Source organism: Micromonospora sp. NPDC000668, from assembly GCF_042897975.1.
Lineage (GTDB): Bacteria > Actinomycetota > Actinomycetes > Mycobacteriales > Micromonosporaceae > Micromonospora.
Genome location: NZ_JBIAYP010000008.1, coordinates 244,698 through 267,371, shown reverse-complemented (window position 1 = coordinate 267,371; position 22,674 = coordinate 244,698). Strand labels below are relative to the sequence as shown.

Sequence of the window (22,674 nt, the reverse complement as noted above, 5' to 3'; positions counted from 1 at the left end):
AGGAGGCGGCGTGGGCCTGCTGACCGACGAACTGCGCGCACTGCTGGGCACGAGGAAGGTGTACACCGCACCGGAACCGCTCGGCGCTGCGGCCGGCCGGTACTTCGGCATGGCCGTCGGCGACGACAACCCGCTGTATTCGGACCCCGAGTTCGCCCGCGCGCAGGGCCTGGCGGGCGTGACCGCCCCGCCGACGCTCATCTGCGAGACCAACCAGTACGCGAACCTCCCGATGGACAGCGACGGCTACGCCGGGCACTCATGGCACCTCGACGTCCCCGGCACCCGCCAGGTCCGCGGCGGCAACAGCTACACGTTCCACCGCCGGGTACGCCCCGCTGACGTCATCACCGCGACCTGGGAGATCCACGACCTGACCGAGAAGCAGACCCGCACCGGCGTGGACATGCTCGTGGTCTCCTCGCGCGCGACGTACACCAACCAGGACGGCGAGTTGCTCGCCGTCAACGAGGAGACGATCATCCTGGTCAGCCTGGACGGTGCGGCATGACATCTCGGGTGCCGCCGAACGTCGGGGATGCGCTGCCCGCGCTGGAGCGCACCGTCACACTCACCGACATGGTCGCCTACGCCGGCGCCACCTGGGACTGGTACCGCCTGCACTTCGACCCCGAGTTCGTGGCCGCCGCGCGGGTTCCGGGCCCGGTCGTGGACGGGCAGGTGTTCGGGGCGCTCTTCGTCGAGCTGCTGCAGGACACGCTCGGCCCGCGCTGCTTCGTGCACGAGCTGTCGTTCACGTTCCGCAACCTGATGTTCGCCGGCGAGACCGTCCGGTGCGAGGGCACCGTGGTCGAGGTCGGTGCGGACCGCGTCCGGGTCGACCTCTCCGCCACGATCCTGGCCAGCGAGTACGGCCCGCAGCGCCCCGCGGCCCGCCCTGCCCACGCGACGGTCCTACTGGGCACGGCCGACGGGCCGGGCGCGCGATGACCGGCGTCGCGATCGTCGGTGCGGCCGAGTGCGACCTCGGCAGCACCGGGAAGTCCACGCTCACGCTGCAGACCCAGGCCGTCACCCGGGCGCTCGCCGACGCCGGGCTGACCCTCGCCGACGTCGACGGACTGGCCACCACCGGGGTGTCCCGCTTCTCCACCACACAGCTCGCCGAGTATCTCGGGCTGCGGCCCCGCTGGGTCGACTCGACGTTCGTCGGCGGGTCGGCCGCCGAGATGATGGTCGCCCGCGCCACGCAGGCGATCGAAGCCGGCCAGGTGTCCACCGTGGTCATCAGCTTCGCGTCGAACCAGCGCTCGGCGCGCTCGCGCAGCCTCGGCGGGGTCGTCGAGGCGCACACCCCGCAGGCCCAGTTCGAGACGCCGTACGGCCCGCTGTATCCGCTGTCGTACTACGCGATGGCGGCGCAGCAGTACTTCCACCGGTACGGCGGGACGCGGGAGAAGCTGGCCGAGATCGCGATCGCCGCCCGAGAGTGGGCGCTGCTCAACCCGGCCGCGTTCCGCTACGGCGCCGGGCCGCTGACCGTCGACGACGTGCTCGCCGCGCCGATGGTCTCCAGCCCGTTGACCGTCGCTGACTGCTGCCTGGTGACCGACGGTGGCGGGGCGGTCGTGGTCACCGCGCTGGACCGGGCCCGCGACCTGCGGCACCCGCCGGTACGGGTCCTCGGGTACGGCGAGCGGTCGACGAACACGTCGATGACCGCCGTCGAGGACCTGACGGTCACCGGTGCGCGCGAGTCCGGCCGGGAGGCGTTCGCCCGGGCAGGCATCACACCGTCCGAGGTGGACGTCCTGGAGGTGTACGACTCGTTCACCATCACCGCCGCGCTCAGCATCGAAGCGCTGGGCTTCTGCGGACCTGGCGAGGTGCTCGACTTCATCCAGGACGGCCGGATCCGTCCCGGCGGTGAGCTGGCGCTGGACACCTCCGGCGGCGGCCTGTCGTACTGCCATCCCGGTCAGTACGGGGTGCTGCTGCTGGTGGAGTCGGTCCGCCAGCTGCGCGGCGAGGCGGGTGTCCGGCAGGTGCCCGACGCCCGGGTGGCCGTGGCGCACGGCACCGGCGGGATCCTGTCCACGCACGCCACGGTCGTGCTGGGAGTGCAGCGATGAACGTACCGCCGCCCGACGACGTGACGGCCGGCTGGTGGGACGCCACCCGGGAGCACCGCTACACGCTGCAGACCTGCGGGTCCTGCGGGCACGTCCAGCACCCGCCGCGAGCGCTGTGTACCGCCTGTTCATCCACGGTGGACCTCGGGTTCGTCGAGGCGTCCGGCGACGGCGTCGTGGACACGTTCACCGTGGTGCACCGGGCACCCGTGCCGGGGGTTGCCGTGCCCTACACGGTCGCCCGGATCCGGCTCGCCGAGGGGCCGATCGTGCTGTCCACCCTGGATGGTCATGGCTGGCGGATCGGGGACCCGGTCCGCGTCGGCTGGCACGATCTCGACGACGGCCGGGCACTGCCGGTCTTCCACCGCTGACGGAGGCTCACCCATGGACTTCACGCTCACCGAGGAACAGCAGGACTTCCGCGCCCTGCTCCGCACGTTCGTCGACCGCGAGATCATCCCGGTCGCCCGGGAGTGGGAGCACGCCGGGCGGTATCCGACGGAGATCGTGCGGGGGATGGCCGAGATGGGGCTGTTCGGCATCACCGTGCCGGAGGAGTACGGCGGCCTCGACCTCGACCCGGTCTCGTTCGCGCTGGTGTTCGAGGAGCTCTCCCGCGGCTGGATGGGCATCGCCGGCATCCTCGGCAGCCACTCCCTGGCCTGCCGGATGATCGCCGTGCACGGTACCGAGGAGCAGAAGCGGGCCTACCTGCCCGACCTTGCCACCGGCGCCCGCCGGACCGGCATCGGCCTCACCGAGCCGGACGCCGGCACCGACCTGCAGGGCATCCGCACCACCGCCCGCCTCGACGGCGACCACTACGTCGTCAACGGCACCAAGATGTGGATCACCAACGCGCGGTACGCCGACCCGCTGCCGGTGCTGGTCAAGACCGACCCGCACGCCACGCCCGCGCACACCGGCATGAGCGTGCTGCTCGTCGACGCGACGCTGGAGGGCTTCCAGGTCCTGCGGGACATCCCGAAGCTCGGCTACAAGGGCACCGAGTCCTGCGAGATCCTCCTCGACAACGTGCGGGTACTAAAAGACCGGTTGCTCGGCGGCGTCGAGGGCGTCGGCCTCAAGCAGGCGTTGTCCGCCCTGGAGTGGGGCCGGGTCAACATCGCCGCGCGGTCGGTCGGCATCGCGCAGCGCGCCCACGACGAGGCGCTGGCCTACGCCCAGCAGCGCAAGGCGTTCGGCAAACACATCGCCGAGTTCCAGGCGATCCAGCTCAAGCTCGCCACCATCGCGATCCAGTTGCAGGCCGCCCGCCTGATGGCGTACTGGGCGGCCGACGCCGTCCGACGCGGTCGCGCCGACGCGCAGACCGGGATGGCCAAGGTGTTCTGCTCGGAGGTAGCCCTCGAAGCCGCGATCGACGCGATGAAGGTGCACGGCGGCTACGGCTACTCCACCGAGTTCGAGGTCGAGCGCCTCTACCGGGACTCGATCCTGATGAGCATCGGCGAGGGCACGAACGACATCCTGCGGACCGTTGTCGCGAAGGCACTCGTACGCGGCGAGGTGACCATCTGATGCTCCCGGCTCATCGCCGACCTCGAGGGCGCGGTTCTGCCAGCGGAGAAGGATCCCGCCCGCGCGGCAGTTGACCGCGCTCCTCGAAGCCGTCGTCGATGTGCAGCGCCCGGTGCTCGGGCGCCTGTCAGGACAGTTTCAGCCGAGGCTCGAGGATCACCTCGAAGAGCCGGTCCCACGGCAGCTCGACACGCGCCGACTCGAAGCGAGCCAGCGTCGCCGTGAACGTCTTCGCGCCGCGCTGGCCCAGCACGATGCGGTGCCCGGCGAAGTGGTCGGCGAAATACCGCTCGGTCAGCGGCACCAGCCGCTCACTCACCCAGCCGTCGAAGTAGACCTTCTGCTCGGGGGTGAGCGCGAGCGGGTCCCAGCCCTGCGCCCGTGCGTGCGCGTACGCCTCGACCTGCACGATGTTCTTCCACGGGTCGTCCTTCACGAACCGGTAGAGCAGGTACTCGGCGTGCGCCTGGCCGGGCCCGCGCAGGGCGGGCACGCCGAACCCACTGCCGGAGGAGCGGAGGTACGCCCACCGGGCGGTGCCGTGGCCGAGCGCCAGGCCGAGTGCGTTGCCGCCGGTGTTCCAACCCGAGTACGACAGCAGCGCCGCGAGATCCAGGCCGTTCTCCATCCGCGCGACCAGTTCGTGGTCCGCCTTGTTCACGATGAGCGGGTCCACCACGATGACCGGGGTGCCGGCGGCCAGCAGCTTGCCGATCCGCCCGACGAAGGCGTCCAGGTCAGCGGCCCGCTGCCCGGGTGCCGATGAGGGGGTGTTCACGGCGAGCACGATGTCCGCGTCGCCGCTGACGACCCGTCCCCCCACGGTGGCCACGTGCCGGCGGATGTTCTCCGCGAACGGGATGCCCTCCAGTTGAGCGGTCCAGTCCTCGCCGGAGACGCCGGCGTACTCCACCCGGTAGGTGGGCGCCGTGCCGGCCGCGATCACCCGCGCGACCAGCAACGCGTCGACCTCGTCGGCGCCGGGGAAGATTTCCACCCGGCTGCTGACGCCGAGTTGAGCGACAAGCGCCTCCAGTTCCACCCGCTCGGCTCGGGCCAGGCCGACCGGCGCGGTGTCGTCCTCGGAGAGCACGAGGTGGCTGATGGTGCCGTCGGCGACCCACTCGACCATCAGCCGGTTGACCTGGTGGTTGCGGGCCCGCGCGGCGAGATAGTCCTCAACGACCTGGTCGGGGATCCGCGCCCGGACGGAGTCGAGTTGGGCCCGCAGCTCCTCCTGCCCGAGGTTCATCACCTGGTCGTAGAGCTTCGCCCAGGTGACCAGCAGGTCGCGGTACTTGTCCAGCTCGGTGCCCGTGCTGGTGATGGCGAGGCGTTGGATGGTGTCGTGCACCTCGATCACCGCCCCCGGCTGGGTCGACCGCAGGGCTCGGATCGCGGCCAGGTTCTCCAGGGCGGCCGCCAGGGTCGGGGCGGCGGTGCGTGAGGCGATCAGGCCGCCGTAGGCGAGCATGCTGACCGAGATCACGTACCCGTCGACGCCGTCGGTGGTGCCGAGCCAGCGGGCGATGGCGGCCCCGTCGCCGGGGGTGAAGAAGCGGCCCAGCAGTTCCCGTGGCGGCAACTGCACCTGGGCGCCGGCGCTCGCCGCGGTCATCTGCGGGGCGTAGGTGTTGACCGGCCGGTCGTCCAACGGGACCAGTGCCACGGTCAACTGCCGTTTGGCCGGCCCTGCGAAGGCGGGCCGGCCGACGGCCACGGTGGTCAGCCCGGCCACGCCGGTGGCCAGGAGGGTACGTCTTCTCATGCTCACTCCCTCTTTCTTGGGGCGCTCGCCGCGCGGGGGGTGGCCGGCACGAGCCTCCGGGTGATCCACAGCGGTGAGGTGACGGCATTGCCCATCACCACCGCGTGTGCACCCGCCTCGAAGGCCCGGCCGATCTGTTCCGTGCTGCGGTACCGCCCTTCGGCGATCACCGGCACGGGTAGCAGTGCGACGAGTCGCTCCACGAGCCCGAGGTCGGGCCCGTCAGTCGGTGGGCTGGCCGGGGTGTAACCGGACAGTGTGGTGGCGACGGCGTCCGCGCCGGCCTCGACGGCGGCGACGCCCTCGGTTGTGGTGGAGACGTCGGCCAGGACCAGTGCGTCGGTCCGTTCGCGGATCACGCGGACCGTGTCGGCGAAGGGGCGTCCGTCCGGTCGGGGGCGGTCGGTGGCGTCGATCGCGACGATGTCCGCCCCGGCCAGCGCCACCTCGAGCGCGTGGGCCGCGGTCGGGGTGATGAAGACATCCTCGGTGCCGTGCTTGTACAGCCCGATCACCGGAACGTCGACGGCGGCGCGTACCGCTCTGACGTCGTCCGGTCCGTTGACCCGGACCGCCACCGCGCCGCCGCGTACCACCGCGGCCGCCACCCGGGCCTGGACGTACGGGTCCCGCATCGGGTCGTCAGGCTCGTCGGGCAGCGGTTGGCAGGACACCACCAGCCCGCCGGCCAACTCGTCGAGCACGTTCACCCGTTGGTCCTTTCGAAATCGGGTCTGTCGATGGCCAGTCGGGCGGCGCCGACCACGACGGCGTCAGCGCCCAGCGTCGCGGGCAGCAGCGGAACGTCGGCCCAGCCCGCGGGCAACTCGGCCGAGTAGGCGGCCGACGCGGCGGGCAGCAGGGCGCCGGCCGCCCCGCCGGCCACCAGGACAGCTTCCGGATCGAGCAGGGCCACCAAACCCGCCAGGGCCGCGCCGAGGACGGATCCGGCCCGCTCCACAACCCCCTGGGCGACCCCGTCCCCGGCCGCGGCGCGGTCCGCCACGGTCCGCCCGGTGACGCGGGTGCCGGTCTCGATGGAGTACGCGGCGGCCAGCCCGCTGCCGGAGGCGATCGCCTCCAGATGCCCGTACCGGCCGCACCCGCAGCGCAGCCGTTCGGCGCCCGGGGCCGGCAGATGCCCGACCTCGCCGGCGGCGCCGCGGGCACCGGCCTCGACGCGGCCGTTCCGGACGACCGCCCCACCCAGCCCGGTGCCGACGGCCACCAGCAGCACCTGAGCGCGGTCCCGTCCGGCGCCGGCCCAGCATTCGCCCAGCGCGGCGGCGTTCACGTCGTTGGTGACCCGCACGGGTCGACCCAGCCGGGCGGCCAGCGCGGCGGCGACCGGGGTGCCGGTCCAGCCGGGCAGGCTGTCGGTGGCGTACCGGATGCCGCCGGTTGCGGGGTCGACCGTGCCGGCGGTGCCCACCCCCACCGGCCCGTCGGCCGCGCCGAGCAGGTCGGTGGCCAGCCGGGCGGCGGCGTCCAGCACGGCCCCGGGCCCGGACCGGGCAGGCGTGGGCACCTCGCGGCGCTCCAGCACCTGCCCGTCCCGGTCGACCAGCGCGGCCGCCGTCTTGGTGCCGCCGATGTCGATGCCGACCACCGGTGTCGTCACCCCTTGAGGCCGGTGTGCGCGAGGCCCTCGACGAACTGCTTCTGCGCGATGACGAAGACCACCAGGACGGGCAGCGCGGTCATTGACGCCGCGGCCATCTGGACGTCCCACATGGGACCGCCGTAGGCGTCGACGAACTGGGTGAGCGCCTGGGGGAGGGTGAACTTCTCCGGAGAGGAGAGGAACACGATCGGTTCCAGGTAGAGGTTCCAGCTGTGCAGGAAGGTGAAGATGGCCACCGCGCCCAGTGCCGGCCGCGACAGCGGCAGGGCGATCCGCCAGAAGGTGGCGAAGCGGCCCAGCCCGTCGACCCGGGCCGCCTCCTCCAGCTCACCGGGGAGGCTGATGAAGAACTGCCGCATGATGAACGTCGCCAGGACGCTGGGCGCGCCGAAGATCGGCACCAGGATCAGCGGCCAGTGGGTGTCGACCAGGCCGAGTTTGAAGAACATCTGGAACAGCGGCACGATCGTCACCTCGCTCGGAATGAGCAGGCCCGCGAGGACGACCAGGAACAACACGTTCTGGCCGCGGAACCGGATGCGCGCGAAGGCGTACCCGGCCAGCGCCGCCACGGCCATGGTGCCAACCGTGACGACCAGCGCGATGTAGAGGCTGTTCAGGTACTGCTGCCCGAACGGCTGCAACTCGAACACCCGCTGGTAGGCGTCGAACCGCGGGTTGGTCGGCAGGAGCTGCGGCGGGAAGGCGAAGATGTCCGCCACCGGCTTCAGCGACGAGGTGACCATCCACCAGGTCGGGAAGACGAACGGGATCGCCAGGACCAGCAGCACACCGTAGAGCACCAGCTTGGTTCGCCGGGACAGGTCACGATTCATGGAAGACCCACCTCTTGCGCATCTGCCACTGCAGCACAGTGAGGGCGAGCACGATGGCGAACAGCACGATCGACAGCGTGGCGCCGTAGCCGAAGTGATGGAACTGGAAGGCCTGCTGGTACAGGTAGTAGACGAGCACCGTCGTCGATGTGCCGGGTCCGCCCTGGGTGAGCACCGCGATCTGCGCGAAGACCTGCAGCGACCCGACCACGGTGATGATCGAGGTCAGGAGGATCGTCGGGCTGATCAGCGGTACGGTGATCCGCCAGAACTGGCGCATCCGGCTCGCGCCGTCCACCTCCGCGGCCTCGTACAGCTCGGCCGGCACGCCCTGCAGGGCGGCCAGGAACAGCACCATGTTCAGGCCGACGTTCTTGAACACCTGCACGACGATCACGGACACCATCGCGGTGCCCTCGCCGCGCAGCCAGTTCGGCCCGTCCACGCCGACGGTGTCGAGCAGCCCGTTGACCCCGCCGTTGTCCTGAAGCAGGAAGCCCCAGACGATGGTCCAGGCCACCAGCGAGACCACCACGGGGGAGAAGAACAGCGTGCGGAACACGATCGTGCCCCGCAGCCTCTGGTTGAGCAGGACGGCCAGCAGCAAGGCGAGGCCGAGGTTGAACACCACCAGGCCGACCGAGAACAGCCCGGTGGCGCGCAGCACCGCGCCGAGGTTGGGATCATCGGCGAGAGCCTTGTAGTTGTCAGTCCCGACGAAGTCGAAGGTCCCGGCGAGCACGTTCCACTCGTGCAGGCTGTACCAGAGCACGAGGATCAGCGGCAGGATCACGAAGACGATGCTGCCGAGCAGTTGCGGGGCGATGAACAGGTAACCGGCGAGCTGGTCCCGGCGGCGGCTGGTCCAGAACGGCCGGGCCGGGCCCGGGGCGGGCCCGGCAGCAGCCGGGCCCACCCTGGTGTCCGTCTGGGTCATGGTCGTTGGCCTTACTTCGCCAGCAGCGGCTGGATCTTGGTGCAGACGCCGTCGAGTACGGCCTTGACGTCCGCGTTCGGCTGCCACAGCGGGTCGAGGCCGGCGCGGACCTGCTGGCTCAACTCGGCCTGTCCGGAGTGGCTGGGCTTGACCACGCCGTTGGTGATGCCGTCGATGACGACCTTCTGCAGCTGCTCCGGCTTGAGCTTCGGGTTCGTCTTGGCGAGGGTCTCGGCGGTCAGCTGCGACTGTCGGGGCGCCGGGAAGAACTGGGCGAGCTTCGCCGAGTTCGTGGGGTTGGTGAAGAAGGCCACGAAGTCGGCCGCCTGCTTGGCGTGCGGGCTCTTCTTCATCACCCCGAGGCCGGCCTGGCCGACCACCGCGTAGTTCCCCTTCGGCCCGGTCGGCAGCGGCACCAGGTCCCACCCGAAGCCGCCGTCCTTCAGCAGCGAGGCGCGGGAGATCTGGGTGACCGTCATGGCCGAGTCACCGGCGAAGAAGTCGGCAGTCGTGCCCGGGCCGGGCAGCGCCTTCTGGGTGAAGGTGGCCTTGTGCAGGGTGGTCATCGCGTCGACCATCTCGGGGCTGTTGAAGCCGCAGGTCTTGCCGTCCTCGCTCCAAGCCTGGGCTCCCCACCCGGTCCAGAAGGTGGACAGATTGTCCCAGCCCTTGTAGTCGAAGTCCCGAATGACCATGCCGGCCTTGCCGGAGTTCGCCGCCGTCGCCGCGGCGGTGGCCAGGGCGTTGTCCCAGGTCCACTGACCGGCCGCGATCAGCTCGGCCGGGGTCTTCTGCCCGGCCTTCTTGAGCATGTCGGTGTTGACGAAGACCCCGAACGGCGAGGTGGAGAAGGGGTACGCGTACAGCTTCCCGTCGTTCTGCCAGAGCTTGAGGGTGGCGGGGGAGATGTCCTCGTACTGGTAACCCTCGGCCTTCTTGAGCGTGTCGTCGAGGGGCAGCAGCGCGCCCGAGGCGACGAAGTCGGGGGCGGAGTTCTCGAACACCCACGCGAGGTCGGGCGCGTTCCCGCCCGCGATCTGGGTGGTCAGGGTCGTGGTGTAGGTGTCGAACGGCAGCGGGTCGAACTTGATCTCGGCCACGTCCGGGTGGCTCTTGCGGTACTCGTCGGCGATCTCGTTGAACAGCTTGAGGTGCGCCTCGTTGGCCGACCAGACGGTCATCCGCAGCTTCGCCGGGCCGCTGTCGCCGGCATCGTCGCCGCCGCCGCAAGCGGTCAGGGCGAGCGCGCCCGCCAGTGCCACGGCGACGCCGCGCATTGCCTTTCCTGCTCTCACAATCTTCTCCTCACCGGGGGTGTGTGTGTTCAGTAGCCCGCGATCCGCGGCCAGCGCTGTTCCACGCCGGCAGCGGTAAGGCGGTCCTGGAAATCGGCCAGCAGACGGGGGGTGTTGCGGACCGCACGCGGGGACTCGCCCCGCGCCAGACAGAAGTCGGCGAGCAGGCCGGCGACCTCGCCGACGTTCCACTCGACCGGGTGCAGCCGGTAGCTGCCGTTGGTGACGTGGGTGGTGCCGATGTTCTTGCCAGCCGGCAGCAGGTTCTCCATCCGCCGCGGGATCAGCGCGCCGAGCGGGATCTCGAACGGGCAGGAACCGACGTCGATGTAGTTGTCGCCGCCGGTCGACGGGTGCAGGTCGATCCGGTACATGCCCACGCCCACCGCGTCCGGGTAGCTGACCGCGCCGTGGTCGCCCCGGACCGCCAGGGACAGGTCCTGCTCGGCCACGGTGTACTCGGCCTGAATCCGGCGGGACTCGCGGATGTACGGGGCTTGGGCCAGGCCGTCCGAGCTGCCGGTCACGTCGCCGCGCAGCCGCAGTCCCGGGAAGCCGGTGCCGCCGTCCGGCCGGGGCGCCTCCGTCTGCAGCCAGTACAGCACCGAGTACGACAGCTCGCGGGCCTTGGACAGGTGCCACGACGCGTTCGGCACGTCGATGACCGGACCCTCGAAGTAGTCGATCATCGGCCAGTTGACCAGCGTGATGTCGCTGCCATACGCGCCTTCGGTGAAGTTGCGCCGCGCAGCGATCCGCCGGAACGTCCACAGGTTGCCGTCACCGGGGTTGACGCGTTGATCGGCGTTGACGCTCAGCGGGTCGTCGTCCGGGTTGGGGGTGAAGCTGCGCTCGACGATCTCCAGCGTGCGGGGGTGTGGCGACTTCCAGGACAGCAGCCGGTCACCCCAGAAGTCGGGCTTGTAGTCGCGCCAGAAGTCGTACCCTGCGGGGCGGTCGATGGTGTGGTCGCCGTCGACGTGGTCGAGGGCGAAGCAGACGGACACCGCCTGCATGTTCATCGGCTGGGCCTCGGCCGGGGCGCTCGGCTCACCGGTCATCGCCTGCGACTCGAACCCGGTGACGTACTCGGTGCCCGTCAGCGGCAGCAACTCGCCGGTCTCGGTGGCGTCCAGGACGTACGGCGCGACCACGTCGATCCGCTCGTCCCGGTCGCGGTGCGCCAGCGCCACGCCGGTCACCCGGTCCCCGTCGGTCTCCGCGGCGACCGGCCGGTACGGCTGCAGCACCCGCAGCCGGCCCGAACCGAGGTACGGGGCGAGCATCTGTTCGAGGACGGCGACGGCCACCCGCGGCTCGTGGCAGAGCCGGCTCACCCAACCCGCACCGGGGTTGAGGTCGGTCCAGGCCCGGGACCGTTCGGTCAACGGGTAGTGGCGACGGTAGTAGTCGCGGATGCCGTTGCGCAGCGCCCGGTAGCTGGCGGTGGCGCCGAACTGCTCGATCCAGGAGTGTTCGTCCGGCGGGACGGCCTGGCTGGTGAGTTGCCCGCCGAGCCAGTCGAACTCCTCGGTCAGGATGACGGATCGGCCGGACCGGGCCGCGGCGAGCGCCGCGGCGACGCCGCCCAGTCCGCCCCCGACGACGAGGACGTCCGTACGCATGGTTACCACTTGCTTCCTTCCAGTTGCGCGGCTGACCGCTCAGCGTCGGTCGACCGCCCGATCAGGGGTGCCGAGGGTGATGCCCTCGACGAGTTCGCAGGCGAGAAGTCGTTGCTGGAGGCCGGCTGCGCTGCCATCGATGACGCCGGTCAACACCTCGACCGACTGTCGGCCCATCTCCTCGCGGGGGATGCGGAACCCGGTGAACGCGATGTCGGTGGGGACCGGGGACGTCGGGTCGCCGAGGGTCACGATCGACAGGTCGCCGGGCACGGTCAGGCCGCGCCGACGGGCGGCCGACTCCAGCGCGACCGCCGTGGCGAAGTCCTCCACGAAGACGGCGGTGGTTCCGTCGGCCAGCAGGGTGTCGACGGTCGTGTCGGCCTCCCCGGCCTGCGCTGACATCTGCCCGGCGCTCTCCGCGGTCGTCGCGGTGGCGTGGAAGCCACGGAGCCGGTCTTCGGAGGATTCCGCGGTGGTGCCCATGCTCACGTACGTCAGGCGGCGGTGACCGCGCCGCAGCGCCCCCTCGACGAGCTGTGCCACCGCCGAGGCGTAGTCGGCGCCGACGTAGGGGACCGGCCCGCCGGCGTCGTCGCGGCGTCCGACGGCGACGTACGGATATCCGTCACGGTTGAGCCGGTGCAGCTCCGCGCCGTCGATCTCGCGTCCGAGCAGGAGGCATCCGTCGGCCAGACGCAGCCGGTTGTCCTGGTGGAAGATGCGTCGCCGGCCGTCCACCACCGGTGCGCTGGTGAGCAGCAGCAGGTCGCAGCCGACCCGCTCGGCGTACTCCTCGATACCCAGCAGGAACGGGTGGAAGAAGTCCCGACTGCCGCTGGGGAAGGCGGGCTCGTACGTGAAGACGCCGATGATCCGGTTGAACCGCGAGGCGAGGCGGCGGGCCACGGGGTCGGCGGCGTACCCGGTCTCGGCGATGACCCGCAACACCCGGTCCCGGGTCTCCGCGGCGATGCGGACCTCGGCGTCGGTCCGATTGTTGAGCACCAGCGACACCGTCGCCTGACTGACACCGGCCATCCGCGCGATGTCACGCTGGGTGACGCGTCGGGGGGGAGCGGTCACGTCGGGTCCTTCCGGTGCGGCTAATGCGTATTAGCGCTCGGTGTTGGGGAGGAGCCTGGCGGGTGGACCGGCGTGTGTCAAGAGGTGGCCGCAAGATTTCCGCGCGGTAAATCCGCTGGAGTAATGCGCATTAGCGGTCGGGCCCCCGGCGGGTTGGCGTGTGGCCCGGGTGGATCGGCGGGGAGTCGAACCGCCTCTTGACAGAAACGCCGCCGAGCGCGCAACATTCGAGAAACATAGATGCTAATACGTATTAGCGCGGCGGTGCCAGGGGGCACCCGCCGATCGATGTCCCCTGTGTACTAACTGAGCGTCACCCTTCGCCGCTTACGCCGCCGATCCGACCGACCGAAGAGGAAGCCGCATGACGAGACCATCCGCCCCGTCGTCCCGACGCGCTGTCCTGGCGGCCGCCAGTGCCGGCCTGCTCGTCGCCGCCGTGGCCGGCGCCCAGCCAGCAGCCGCCGAACCCCAGCTCGACTTCCCCCAGTTCACCTACCAGGGCACCGCGTTCGACAAGGGCACCCTCGCCTACAACCCGACGAACGAGTTCATCTTCCCGAGCGTCATCCGGGCCGCCGACTACTTCCCCAACCCGCTCGGCACCTACTACCTGTACTACGCGCCGCACGAGCGTCCCGGCGGGATCGCCCTCGCGTACTCCGACTCGATCAACGGTCCGTGGACCGAGTACGTCGCCAACCCCCTGATCAGCAACACCTGGCTGCCGTACTACGCGACGGTCAGCCACATCTCCTCGCCGCACGCGGTGTGGATCGAGGGCGAGGGCAAGCTCTTCCTCTACTTCCACGGCGAGAACTCCATCACCCGGTACGCGACCTCCGACGACGGCATCAACTTCAGCTACGGCGGGACGGCGATCAGCCGGAACGACACGACCGGTGGCGAGACCTCTTACGCCCGAGTGTTCGAGCAGTCCGTGCCCCGCCTGGGCACCCGGTACCTGATGGTCTTCATGGACAACCCGACCGCGGCACTGCCCGGACCGACCGGGCCCGTGTCGCGGCGGATCCGCTGGGCGGTTTCCAACGACGCGCGGACCTGGGCCATGCAGCCCGACCCGATCGTGACCCCGCAGGGCATCGAAGGCCCGAACGCCTCGGGACCGTTCTTCCTGCGCTGGAACGACCGCAACCTGGTGATCTACCACGCCGCCGACGGCAACATGCACGCGGTGGACGTCGGGCAGGACTTCGACCAGGAGATCCACCTCGGCATCGTGCACGACTCGATGTCCGCCGCGCCCGACCTCGGCCGCTCGGCCGCGCCGACGTTCTACTTCGATGGGCGTACCGCGCACATGTACTACGAAGCCGGCGGCCGGCTCACCGCGACCATCGGACACGCCACCGCCACCCTGGCAAACCCGTTGCCGGTACGGCAGCTCGATTGTGCGGCGGACCGACCGGTCCTGTGGCCGCCGAACCACATGCTGGTCGACGTCAACGTCACCGTGGACCTGCATGACGGCGTGCTCGGCCCGAACGCGTTCACCCTGACCGGCGTGACCGGGGGTGACGCCGCGGACGTCAGTGGCTTCGCCATCGGCACGCCGGACACGAGTGGCAAGCTACGGGCCGAACGAGCCGGGAACGGTGGGGACCGGGTGTACCACCTCACGTATGCCGGCCACGACGAGATCGGACGGCCGCTTGGCTGCACCGTCACCGTCACCGTTCCACACGACGAAGGCAGCAACTAGTCTCGGAACCGGCCGGCACCGGTGGGTGTCGGCCGGTTCCGCAAGGCGGGACGTCGGCTACCCGGTCTGAGTCCCGGGTGCCGACACCGGCGGCGGCTGCAGCTCGTCGAGCGGCACGGCGGGGTCGGCCAGTCGGTCGAGGTCGACCGGCTGGGCTGCCGCGACGAGCCGCCGAATCGACGGGACGACGTCCCACACGTTGACATTCATGCCGGCGAGCACCCGCCCGCCAGCGGTCCAGAAGGCGATGAACTCGCGCTTGGCGACGTCACCCCGGACGACGACCCGGTCGAACGCTTCGGGCGGGGCGTGTCCGACGTACTCCATTCCCAGGTCGTACTGGTCGGTGTAGAAGTAGGGCAGGTCGTCGTAGCTGACGGGCTGTCCCAGCATGGCGCGGGCCGCCGCGGCACCGCCGTGGAGTGCGTTGGCCCAGTGCTCGACGCGCAGGCGCCGGCGCAGCACGGGAAGGTAGGCGTTGGCGACGTCACCGGCGGCGTAGATCTCCGGGTCGGCGGTGCGCAGGGACGCGTCGACGACGATTCCGTTCTCGACGGTGAGGCCCGCCGTTGTCGCCAGCTCAGTGTTCGGCCGTACGCCCACGGCGACCACCACGGCGTCGGCGGGCACCTCGGTTCCGTCGGCCAGCAGGACCGAGGAGACTCGACCGGTGCCGCGGATCTCGCGGACCTCGGCGTCGAAGTGGAAGGTGACGCCGTGGTCCCGGTGCAGGTTGGCGAACACCCGGGCGATCTCGTCGCCGAGCACTCGGCGCAACGGCAGCGCGGCCGTTTCGACGATGTCGACGGTGGCGCCACGCTGCCGGGCGGCGGCGGCGACCTCCAGGCCGATCCACCCCGCTCCGACGATCACGATGTGCGCGCCGTCGACCAGCGCCGCGGCGATTCGACGGCTGTCGGCGAGGGTGCGCAGCCGCAGCACCCCGTCCAGGTGGACGCCGGGTGCCGCGAGGTCGCGGGGTCTGGCGCCGGTGGCCAGCAGCAGCTTGTCGTAGCGGATCTGCTGGCCGTCGGCGAACTGGACCATTCCGTCGGAGCGGTCGACGGTGACGGCGCGGGCGGCGGTGCGCAGGTCGACGTCGTGCTCTGCGTACCACCCGGCGTCGTGCACGTACACGCTGTCGGGTTCGGCGCCGCCGGTCAGCAGACCCTTGGACAGTGGGGGCCGCTCGTACGGTCGCTCTGGCTCGTCGCCGATCACGACGATCCCACCGTCGAAGCCCTCCTCCCGCAGCGTCTGCGCGGCCCGCGCGCCGGCGAGCCCGGCTCCCACGATCACGAACGTGCCGGTCTTCGACATCGGTCCAGCTCCTTTCGAGGTGCGTCGATCAGCGGGCGCCGACCCCGGTCAGGGTGAAGAACTCGGCGCGCGAGCGGTGGTCGTCGCGCAGGGTGCCGAGCAGGGTGGAGGTGATGGTGCTGCTGCCCACGGCCCGGACACCGCGCAGCGTCATGCACAGGTGTTCGGCTTCGATGACCACGCCGACCCCGCGCGGGCGCAGTTGGCTGGTCAGCCAGTCGGCGATCTGTTTGGTCAGGCGTTCCTGGAGCTGTGGGCCGTGGGCGAACAGTTCGACCACCCGGGCCAGTTTGGACAGTCCCAGGATGCGTTCGCCGGGCAGGTAGCCGACGTGCGCGACGCCGACGAACGGCAGCAGGTGATGTTCGCAGACCGACCGGATCGGGATGGCCCGGGCCAGCACCAGCTCGTCGTAGCCTTCGTCGTTGTCGAAGGTGGTCAGCTGGAACTCGCGCGGGGTGAGCAGCTCGGCGTAGGCGCGGGCCATCCGGCCCGGGGTGTCGGCGAGCCCGTCGGCGGAGAGGTCGACGCCGAGCGCGGCCAGGAACTCCGCCGCCGCCCGTTCGGCGGCGGCCGGGTCGCGGCGGGGACGCTGGTGCTGCACCGGGAGGGCGGTGGCACTCACCTCAGCGACCTCCCGCGCCGACGGCCGCGAGCCAGGTGACGAGTGCGGCGATATCCATCAGGAGTTCTCCCTGTCTGTGCTGTTGTAGCCCTGCGCCTGGTTGGTCTCGTCGGTGACGCGCACGCCGTACCGGTAGGCCAGTTCGCCGCCGATGAGCCGCATGGGAACCCCCAGAGGATTTTCACCAACGCCCATTGGTGTTATCGATCATGCTGCCCCAGCGCGGCAGGAATTTCAATAGCCTTCGCTGGTGATAATCTCGGGGCTGTGAGCACGGGGGAGCGCTGGAGCGCGATGGCAGCGCTCGTCGACCGGTCCCGACGGGCGCTGTACGACTACGTGTGCCGGGCCGATCACCCCGTCACCCGGGAGGAGGCGGCCGAGGCGCAGGGCATGTCCCGCAACCTCGCCGCGTTCCACCTCGACAAGCTCGTCGAGTCCGGCCTACTGCGGGCCCACTACCAGACGCCGGCCGACCAGCCCCGGGGCCGCGGCCGGACGCCGAAGGTCTACGAGGCCGCTGGTGACGGCGTGGCGATCACCGTTCCCGAGCGACGCTACGAGCTCATCGCCGAGATCCTCGCCGACGCGGTCGCCGACGACCCGCACGACGCTCCCGAGGCGGCGCGGCGGCATGCCCGGCAACGCGGCCGGGACATCGGTGCACGGGTACGCGACGCCGGCGAGGACCTCATCCCCGTGCTCGCAGGACTCGGCTTCGAACCCGAAACGCTCAGCGACCATGTGCTGCTGCGCAACTGCCCGTTCCACGCCCTCGCCACCCGGCAGACCGCCCTGGTGTGCGGGCTCAACCACGCGTTCCTCGCCGGCATGATCGACGGTGCGGGACGTACCGACCTGCTGCCCCGGCTCGCGCCGCGTCCCGGGGCCTGCTGCGTCCGGTTGGACGGCCTACCGGAGCACTAGCTGGTCCTCGGAGAGGCACCGGTCACGGTGAGGTGCGAACCTCGACCGACCGGCAGTCGGAGATGCTGTCGATGGGCACGTCGTGGGTGCCGCTCTTGTCAAAGGAGTGCGTGCCGGCGTAGACGACGACCCCGCGGGTTCCGGGTCTGGCACGGATTGTCCCACCTAGCGTTGACTTACTCTGCGTTAGTCGTGCCGGCGTGCTGGCGTCGCGATATTCCAGGGCGTCCCTTATCTCTCCGGGGCAGAGTGCGTCCAAGCTGTATTGCGAAGATGGCGCCCATCAAGGGTAGGAACGCCGCCCCCCAACCACCCTCTAGGACAAAAGCCGCGATCGTTAAGCCGTTGAAAAGCAACGCTAAGAGGAGGTAAAGCGCGAGGCGCATCTCTTGGAGAGACATGCGTCGAGTATTGCCGATGGGCACCTTCCAAACTGGCCCTCCGGGGCTGCGATGATGTTGCGGTGGGTCAGCTGACGGGATGGGACTGCGTGGTCCAGGGCGCGCGGGTCCAGTTCATGCTTGGACAAGACGACGATCCGGCCATGGCCGACAACATCGATGCCCACGTTTACCTCGCTGACGGCACCCATCGCTACGCCACCTTCATGACACCGGATGCGATCGGTCGCGTCCTGAGAAGGTGGGCTGAAACTGGCGAGGCTGGCGGCGGCCGGTACTTCTGGTGCTCGGACCTCGTCATCATTCCAAGACCCGGCATCGCGGCGATGGCGGAAGCCCTGGAAGAGATGATCCGATCCGGGGATGGAGCCGTGGCTCTGGGCAAGGTGGAGGGCGATTCCGTCCTGCCTGAGTGACTAGCTGGGTGACATTCGGAGAGCACCAGACCGGACGCCGGTGGACGGTGGTGGACGAGTCGGCCCAGCGAAGTCGGCAGTCGACGCGGGTTGGGTCGTCATGATGGTTGCCTGGGGTCAAGGGTTCGTCGGTTCGAATTCGGCGTCCCGACAGTCAGCTGCGCCGGCTCTGGATTGGGGCTCAAAGCTGGGAGTCGACTAGCTTCTGGGCCGTGACGACCCTCGGTTGGCTTCGCGCCGTGCTCGATAGGCTTTTCAAAGGACGGCCCAGGGAGACCGCTGCCGCCCCGCCCGCTGCGCCGGAGTGCATGCCGCTGCTTGAGTTGGCCCGGTTGCTCGCTGGGCGGCACCACGACAGGGTCGCTAGTGCATACGTGGAGGTCATTACCTTCGCATCAGCCGACGAGATCGTGGCGATGCTGAAGGTAATGCTCGAAGAGGACTGGATGGGTCTCCCGGTCTGGGCGCGGAACCTTGCGTTCCGGCTGGCGTGCCTTCAACGGCCGGAGGATGTTGAGCTGTTGCGTGTGGCGGCCAGTGACCTCCGCGCCTTTGGCCCGGACTGGGACACCATCGCCGAGGAGCTCTACCACCGGGCAGACAGCCTGGTCGCCGGGCAGGATCTGACCTGCCCCTGACTCCTTGCGCGGGATCATGGAGCATTCGGGACGCAGCGCAACGGTTGTCGTGAGGAGAGCGTTGAGGGATCACCGGCGGAGTGCTGCGGCACGAGGACCAGGCGGTGGGCCAGCGCCAGGCCCCAGCCGAGCGCGTGGTGATGTGCCGCAGGCGGGTGGGCGCTGCGCGGTCGTCCGGTTGCTCGGCGACCACGCAACACCTACGTCTGGATCAGCGCCCACCTGTCTGCGGCGGTCCTTTCATGCGTCGGAGCGAGCCATGTGCCGGGCGGCGCGCATCCCGAACACCACGGCGGGCCCGATCGTGGATCCCGGGCCGGGATAGGTGTTGCCCATCACCGAGGCGGAGTTGTTGCCCGCCGAGTACAGGCCGTCGATCACCGTGCCGTCCTCGCGCAGCGCACGGCCGTCGGCGTCGGTGAGCACTCCGCCCTTGGTGCCGAGGTCACCGATGACGACCTTGAAGGCGGTGAACGGACCCTTCTCGAGCGGACCGAGGCAGGCGTTGGGGTGCACGGTCGGGTCGCCGTAGTAGCGGTCGTACGCCGAGTTTCCGCGACCGAAGTCCCCGTCGACGCCAGAGCGGGCGAAGCCGTTGAACCGATCGACGGTGGCTTGCAGCCGCGTCGGGTCGATGCCGATCCGGCCCGCCAGTTCGGCGAGGGTGCTGCCCTTGGCCATGATCCCGGCCTCGCGCATCGCCTTGTTGTTCTTCGGGTCCAGCGCGAAGGTGCGCAGGTAGCGGCGCGCGTGACGGACGTCGGCGATCATCCAGTACGCGCCGTCCTTGTCGTGTTCGAGCATGTGGTGGCCCAGGTCGACGTAGGACTCCGACTCGTTGGCGAATCGGTCGCCCCGGGCGTCCACGATGATCGAGTACGGCAGCGAGCGCTCGCCGACGATGAAGGACGGGTCGTGGCCGGGGGTGGCGGCGACGGAGGCACCCCACCAGGCGTCGTCCATCAGCTCGACCGCGGCGCCGGCCTGCTGCGCCAGCTCGGTGGGGCGGCCCAGGTTGGCCGGGTTGCCGGACGGGGAGCCGTCGATGCCGTGGTACTTGCGCCGCCACTCGGTGTTGTGATCGAACCCGCCGCCGGCCAGCATGACGCCCCGCGTGGCGCGCACCGTCACCGGCTGTCCATCGCGGGTGGTGCGCACGCCGGTGACCCGGCCGTCGCCGATCAGCAGTTCCTCCAGCGGGGCGTTGAGCCACAGCGGCACCTGGTGCTTGAGCACCACCGCGTGCAGGAACGCGCTGGACAGTCCGGCGCCGATGCCGACCAGCCGCTGGCCGCGGGCGACGCCGCCGAGCGCACGGAACACGAACTGGGCGCCGCGGATGAACCCGGCGGGAGTGGACCAGGCGCGGCCGAGCAGCCACACGTCGTCGGTCTTGATCGGCATCCCGGCGGGCGCGCTGATGGTCTTCCACCACGCGCCGATGACCTTCGAGTTGAGCGGCTTCACCTCGATCGCGCGGCCGATCTTCCCGCCGGGCAGCTCCGGGTAGTAGTCGGGGTAGTCGGTGGAGCGGGCGAAGGTCATGCCGTACTTCTCCGCGGTGAGGACGAAGTCCTCGATGCCGTCGACGAAGGCTTCCTTGCGCTCACGGGAGGTGGAGCGCCCGGTGTCACCGACCGTGGCCTCGAGGTAGGTGAGCGCCTCCTCGCGGGAGTCGCCGACGCCGGCGCGCCGCATCAGGGGGTTGTTCGGCAACCACATTCCGCCGCCGGACATCGCTGTGCTTCCGCCCCACTTGTCGCTTGACTCGATCATCAGGACGCTCAGCCCCGCGTCGATCGCGCCCAGCGCGGTGGCGAATCCGGCCCCGCCGCTGCCGACCACGACGACGTCGTAGGAGTGGTCGAACGTGCCGGCGGACTGCGCGGTGGTATCGGTCATGGCTGGTCCTTCCCGAGTCATGCAACCAACCGGACAATCCTGTCCGGTTGTTATAGTGCAGCATGCCCTCCACCAGCGGTCGCGTCAATCGTGGTCCGGCTGCGGCCTCGCAAAATCGGCTGGCCATCCTCCGATCGGCGCGCCGGTTGTTCACCGCGCGCGGCTATCACGTGCCGCTCAGCGCGATCGCCAAGGACGCCGAGGTCGGGCAGGGTGTGCTGTACCGGCACTTCCCGACCCGGCTCGATCTGGCGTTCGCGGTGTTCGAGGAGAACTTCGCGCAGCTAGAGGCGATCGCCGCCGAGCCGGGCGCGGGCGCGTTCGGCCGGCTCTGGGAACGCTTGATCCAAATGACCGTGGAGTCCGCCGCGTTCGTGGAGATGGCGGTGGACGCCCGGCGCAACGTGCCGGAGTACACCGGCGGCACACGTCTGCAGTCCCTGATTCAAGACACCCTCCCGCGCGCGCAGGCGGCCGGGCTGGTCGACCACCGCGCCACCGTGGACGACATACTGCTCGCACATCGGATGATCTACGGCGTCATCGTCACCGCGGTGGATCCGGCCGAAGTCGGGCAGGCCGTGGACCGGGCCTCGTATCTGCTCCGTCGACAGAGCACGTGAAGGTCTGCTTGACGTGGCGGGCCGGGCGGCGGCCCGCTCTCCTGGGGGCCGGGTTGGTCCGGGTCACTCGTCGTTGAGCACGCTGGTGTTCTGGCATGCGGTGAGACGCCATTGCCCCTCTTCCTTCGCCATGACGAACATCGGAGTGCCGACTTCCTGACCGTCGGGCGTCTGATACACCTGCCGGACCTTGACGGCCACGACGTCGGGGCGAATGAACAGCACGTGTTCGATGTCGAACGTCACGCTGGTGTCTCGCATCCCGCCGGGAAGCACCTGACGGGTGAATACGGAGATCGCTTCGCGGCCGAACAGCCGCCTGCCGTGGCCGGTTGTCCAGATCGCGTCGGCCCGGAACAGGTCGATGAACTCGTCAGGGAGCTCGTTGTTCTGGGAGTGTTCGACGGAGGCTACTACCTGCTTGATCGCTTCAACGTCAGCTTCGCGTGTCGGTTCGTTGATCTGTGCTGCGGTCATGTCCGCACGCTAAGACATCAAGCTGGGTCGAGGTCTACGGCTTCAGCGTGTGAGCCGGTCCACCGTGTCGCCGTCGACGGTCCGGGCCGGTAGGGCGGCGCAGCGATCCGGCGGCGCCGGTCCAGCCGCAACGGTCACCGCATCATCGTCAGGAGCTTCTCCACCGTGTTCCAGTTGCGCACAGTGGCCGGCGGACCATCCTTGATCTTGCCCAGGGCCTTCATCAACGGGCTGTCCCGCAGCCCGCCCGGGCACCAGATGTATATCTCGGTGCCGTCGACGGCATATCGGTCCGCGCCGAGTTCGGTGCCGGCCAGTTCGTCCTCGATCGGCCTGTCGATCGGCCGCGCCAGGAACGACACGACGTACTTCGAGCCGTCGTCAGCCACGGCCGTGAGCGGGTTCTTCGCCACCACCCGGGCCAGCTCGTCGCGGCTGCGGAGGATCACCCCCACCGGAATTCCGAACCCCTTCTCGATTGCCTGCTCGAGCGCGGGTCCCAGCTCGGCCGGCGCCCGGTCGGCGTCCAGCACGACGTTGCCGCTCTGCAGCAGCGTGGCGACGTTGTCGTACCCCTCCTCGGTGAGCAGGATCCGCAGGTCGGCCATGGCGACCCGCCGAGCCTTGCCGAGGTTGATGCCGCGGAGAAGCACCGCGTAGCGGGCCACGTCACCCCATTCGCGCGACCGGTCCGGCCCGAGCCCTCCGGCTTCCCGGCCCAAATTGCCCGACCCCATGGGGTGTGTCAAGCAACCGCCCCGGCCACTCGGCGGTGGATCGCATGAGCCTGGACCTGGCGCGCTGGTGCAGTCG

At 70.0% G+C, this 22,674-nt stretch carries 23 protein-coding genes; 10 read left to right on the top strand and 13 right to left on the bottom strand.

Going from position 1 to position 22,674, the window contains the following annotated elements; translation table 11 throughout:
- The first annotated feature begins 10 nt into the window (after positions 1-10).
- Genes ACFY29_RS33050 through ACFY29_RS33030 form a run of 5 tightly spaced genes read left to right on the top strand, consistent with a single transcriptional unit; the run spans position 11 to position 3,638 of the window.
- Positions 11-511 carry a MaoC family dehydratase N-terminal domain-containing protein gene (locus ACFY29_RS33050; protein ID WP_386992399.1) on the top strand — a complete coding sequence of 167 codons (501 nt, stop codon included), beginning with the start codon at positions 11-13 and terminating at the stop codon, positions 509-511.
- Positions 508-951 (top strand): MaoC/PaaZ C-terminal domain-containing protein, encoded by a 444-nt coding sequence (locus tag ACFY29_RS33045; RefSeq protein ID WP_386992397.1) that lies wholly within the window; start codon positions 508-510, stop codon positions 949-951. The genes ACFY29_RS33050 and ACFY29_RS33045 overlap by 4 nt, the downstream gene beginning before the upstream one ends.
- Positions 948-2,093 (top strand): acetyl-CoA acetyltransferase, encoded by a 1,146-nt coding sequence (locus tag ACFY29_RS33040; protein WP_386992395.1) that lies wholly within the window; start codon positions 948-950, stop codon positions 2,091-2,093. The genes ACFY29_RS33045 and ACFY29_RS33040 overlap by 4 nt, the downstream gene beginning before the upstream one ends.
- On the top strand, positions 2,090-2,467 hold the full coding sequence (locus tag ACFY29_RS33035; protein WP_386992393.1) for a Zn-ribbon domain-containing OB-fold protein: 378 nt from the start codon (positions 2,090-2,092) through the stop codon (positions 2,465-2,467). The genes ACFY29_RS33040 and ACFY29_RS33035 overlap by 4 nt, the downstream gene beginning before the upstream one ends.
- Positions 2,468-2,480: 13 nt before the next feature.
- The gene (locus tag ACFY29_RS33030) at positions 2,481-3,638 is read left to right on the top strand and encodes an acyl-CoA dehydrogenase family protein (RefSeq protein WP_386992391.1); all 1,158 of its coding nucleotides are present in this window, start codon (positions 2,481-2,483) and stop codon (positions 3,636-3,638) included.
- Positions 3,639-3,765: 127 nt separating this feature from the next.
- On the opposite strand, the gene ACFY29_RS33025 is transcribed toward ACFY29_RS33030, so the two are convergent.
- The 8 genes from ACFY29_RS33025 to ACFY29_RS32990 are packed head-to-tail and all read right to left on the bottom strand — an operon-like array spanning position 3,766 to position 12,809.
- Entirely contained in the window at positions 3,766-5,406 is a 1,641-nt protein-coding gene (locus ACFY29_RS33025) for a DUF4127 family protein (RefSeq protein WP_386992389.1), read from the bottom strand.
- A 2-nt stretch (positions 5,407-5,408) separates the two neighbouring features.
- Positions 5,409-6,116, bottom strand: a complete 708-nt coding sequence (locus ACFY29_RS33020; RefSeq protein WP_328417800.1) for a putative N-acetylmannosamine-6-phosphate 2-epimerase — start codon at positions 6,114-6,116, stop codon at positions 5,409-5,411.
- Positions 6,113-7,027 (bottom strand): ROK family protein, encoded by a 915-nt coding sequence (locus ACFY29_RS33015; RefSeq protein ID WP_386992387.1) that lies wholly within the window; start codon positions 7,025-7,027, stop codon positions 6,113-6,115. Before ACFY29_RS33015 ends, ACFY29_RS33020 begins: the two co-directional genes overlap by 4 nt.
- Complete coding sequence (locus tag ACFY29_RS33010) at positions 7,024-7,866, bottom strand: carbohydrate ABC transporter permease (RefSeq protein ID WP_328417796.1); 843 nt, start codon at positions 7,864-7,866, stop codon at positions 7,024-7,026. Before ACFY29_RS33010 ends, ACFY29_RS33015 begins: the two co-directional genes overlap by 4 nt.
- Complete coding sequence (locus ACFY29_RS33005) at positions 7,856-8,803, bottom strand: sugar ABC transporter permease (protein ID WP_328417794.1); 948 nt, start codon at positions 8,801-8,803, stop codon at positions 7,856-7,858. Before ACFY29_RS33005 ends, ACFY29_RS33010 begins: the two co-directional genes overlap by 11 nt.
- A gap of 11 nt (positions 8,804-8,814) precedes the next feature.
- Positions 8,815-10,098: a sugar ABC transporter substrate-binding protein gene (locus ACFY29_RS33000; protein WP_328417792.1), complete on the bottom strand. Its 1,284-nt coding sequence runs from the start codon at positions 10,096-10,098 to the stop codon at positions 8,815-8,817.
- 29 nt (positions 10,099-10,127) lie between these two features.
- Positions 10,128-11,723: an FAD-dependent oxidoreductase gene (locus tag ACFY29_RS32995; RefSeq protein WP_386992384.1), complete on the bottom strand. Its 1,596-nt coding sequence runs from the start codon at positions 11,721-11,723 to the stop codon at positions 10,128-10,130.
- 39 nt (positions 11,724-11,762) lie between these two features.
- A complete protein-coding gene (locus tag ACFY29_RS32990; RefSeq protein ID WP_386992381.1) occupies positions 11,763-12,809 on the bottom strand; it encodes a LacI family DNA-binding transcriptional regulator in 1,047 nt (348 codons plus the stop codon).
- A gap of 364 nt (positions 12,810-13,173) precedes the next feature.
- Here ACFY29_RS32990 and ACFY29_RS32985 point away from each other — a divergent pair, with 364 nt between their 5' ends.
- Positions 13,174-14,532, top strand: coding sequence for a hypothetical protein (locus ACFY29_RS32985; RefSeq protein ID WP_386992379.1), 1,359 nt, complete (start codon positions 13,174-13,176; stop codon positions 14,530-14,532).
- 57 nt (positions 14,533-14,589) lie between these two features.
- Here ACFY29_RS32985 and ACFY29_RS32980 read toward each other — a convergent pair whose 3' ends face one another.
- Positions 14,590-15,852 (bottom strand): NAD(P)/FAD-dependent oxidoreductase, encoded by a 1,263-nt coding sequence (locus ACFY29_RS32980; RefSeq protein WP_386992377.1) that lies wholly within the window; start codon positions 15,850-15,852, stop codon positions 14,590-14,592.
- A 28-nt stretch (positions 15,853-15,880) separates the two neighbouring features.
- Positions 15,881-16,477: a GTP cyclohydrolase I FolE gene (gene folE, locus ACFY29_RS32975; RefSeq protein ID WP_386992375.1), complete on the bottom strand. Its 597-nt coding sequence runs from the start codon at positions 16,475-16,477 to the stop codon at positions 15,881-15,883.
- Between the two features lie 267 nt (positions 16,478-16,744).
- Here folE and ACFY29_RS32970 point away from each other — a divergent pair, with 267 nt between their 5' ends.
- From ACFY29_RS32970 to ACFY29_RS32960, 3 genes are all read left to right on the top strand, one after another.
- Positions 16,745-17,404: a helix-turn-helix transcriptional regulator gene (locus ACFY29_RS32970; protein WP_386992373.1), complete on the top strand. Its 660-nt coding sequence runs from the start codon at positions 16,745-16,747 to the stop codon at positions 17,402-17,404.
- Positions 17,405-17,867: 463 nt separating this feature from the next.
- Positions 17,868-18,221: a hypothetical protein gene (locus tag ACFY29_RS32965; protein ID WP_386992371.1), complete on the top strand. Its 354-nt coding sequence runs from the start codon at positions 17,868-17,870 to the stop codon at positions 18,219-18,221.
- 212 nt (positions 18,222-18,433) lie between these two features.
- Positions 18,434-18,859, top strand: a complete 426-nt coding sequence (locus ACFY29_RS32960) for a hypothetical protein (protein ID WP_386992369.1) — start codon at positions 18,434-18,436, stop codon at positions 18,857-18,859.
- Between the two features lie 240 nt (positions 18,860-19,099).
- Here ACFY29_RS32960 and ACFY29_RS32955 read toward each other — a convergent pair whose 3' ends face one another.
- On the bottom strand, positions 19,100-20,761 hold the full coding sequence (locus ACFY29_RS32955; protein ID WP_386992367.1) for an FAD-binding protein: 1,662 nt from the start codon (positions 20,759-20,761) through the stop codon (positions 19,100-19,102).
- Positions 20,762-20,823: 62 nt separating this feature from the next.
- Here ACFY29_RS32955 and ACFY29_RS32950 point away from each other — a divergent pair, with 62 nt between their 5' ends.
- On the top strand, positions 20,824-21,384 hold the full coding sequence (locus ACFY29_RS32950; RefSeq protein ID WP_386992365.1) for a TetR/AcrR family transcriptional regulator: 561 nt from the start codon (positions 20,824-20,826) through the stop codon (positions 21,382-21,384).
- A 63-nt stretch (positions 21,385-21,447) separates the two neighbouring features.
- On the opposite strand, the gene ACFY29_RS32945 is transcribed toward ACFY29_RS32950, so the two are convergent.
- Both ACFY29_RS32945 and ACFY29_RS32940 read right to left on the bottom strand, forming a co-directional pair.
- The gene (locus tag ACFY29_RS32945; protein WP_386992363.1) at positions 21,448-21,861 is read right to left on the bottom strand and encodes an SgcJ/EcaC family oxidoreductase; all 414 of its coding nucleotides are present in this window, start codon (positions 21,859-21,861) and stop codon (positions 21,448-21,450) included.
- A 134-nt stretch (positions 21,862-21,995) separates the two neighbouring features.
- Complete coding sequence (locus ACFY29_RS32940; protein ID WP_386992361.1) at positions 21,996-22,598, bottom strand: DUF1697 domain-containing protein; 603 nt, start codon at positions 22,596-22,598, stop codon at positions 21,996-21,998.
- Positions 22,599-22,674 lie beyond the last annotated feature (76 nt).

Coding starts and splice junctions, on each gene's coding strand:
- ACFY29_RS33045 (WP_386992397.1), top strand. CDS start 508: ATGACATCTCGGGTGCCGCCGAACGTCGGGGATGCGCTGCCCGCGCTG.
- ACFY29_RS33040 (WP_386992395.1), top strand. CDS start 948: ATGACCGGCGTCGCGATCGTCGGTGCGGCCGAGTGCGACCTCGGCAGC.
- ACFY29_RS33035 (WP_386992393.1), top strand. CDS start 2,090: ATGAACGTACCGCCGCCCGACGACGTGACGGCCGGCTGGTGGGACGCC.
- ACFY29_RS33030 (WP_386992391.1), top strand. CDS start 2,481: ATGGACTTCACGCTCACCGAGGAACAGCAGGACTTCCGCGCCCTGCTC.
- ACFY29_RS33025 (WP_386992389.1), bottom strand. CDS start 5,406: ATGAGAAGACGTACCCTCCTGGCCACCGGCGTGGCCGGGCTGACCACC.
- ACFY29_RS33010 (WP_328417796.1), bottom strand. CDS start 7,866: ATGAATCGTGACCTGTCCCGGCGAACCAAGCTGGTGCTCTACGGTGTG.
- ACFY29_RS33005 (WP_328417794.1), bottom strand. CDS start 8,803: ATGACCCAGACGGACACCAGGGTGGGCCCGGCTGCTGCCGGGCCCGCC.
- ACFY29_RS32995 (WP_386992384.1), bottom strand. CDS start 11,723: ATGCGTACGGACGTCCTCGTCGTCGGGGGCGGACTGGGCGGCGTCGCC.
- ACFY29_RS32985 (WP_386992379.1), top strand. CDS start 13,174: ATGACGAGACCATCCGCCCCGTCGTCCCGACGCGCTGTCCTGGCGGCC.
- ACFY29_RS32980 (WP_386992377.1), bottom strand. CDS start 15,852: ATGTCGAAGACCGGCACGTTCGTGATCGTGGGAGCCGGGCTCGCCGGC.
- ACFY29_RS32955 (WP_386992367.1), bottom strand. CDS start 20,761: ATGACCGATACCACCGCGCAGTCCGCCGGCACGTTCGACCACTCCTAC.
- ACFY29_RS32950 (WP_386992365.1), top strand. CDS start 20,824: ATGCCCTCCACCAGCGGTCGCGTCAATCGTGGTCCGGCTGCGGCCTCG.
- ACFY29_RS32945 (WP_386992363.1), bottom strand. CDS start 21,861: ATGACCGCAGCACAGATCAACGAACCGACACGCGAAGCTGACGTTGAA.
- ACFY29_RS32940 (WP_386992361.1), bottom strand. CDS start 22,598: ATGGGGTCGGGCAATTTGGGCCGGGAAGCCGGAGGGCTCGGGCCGGAC.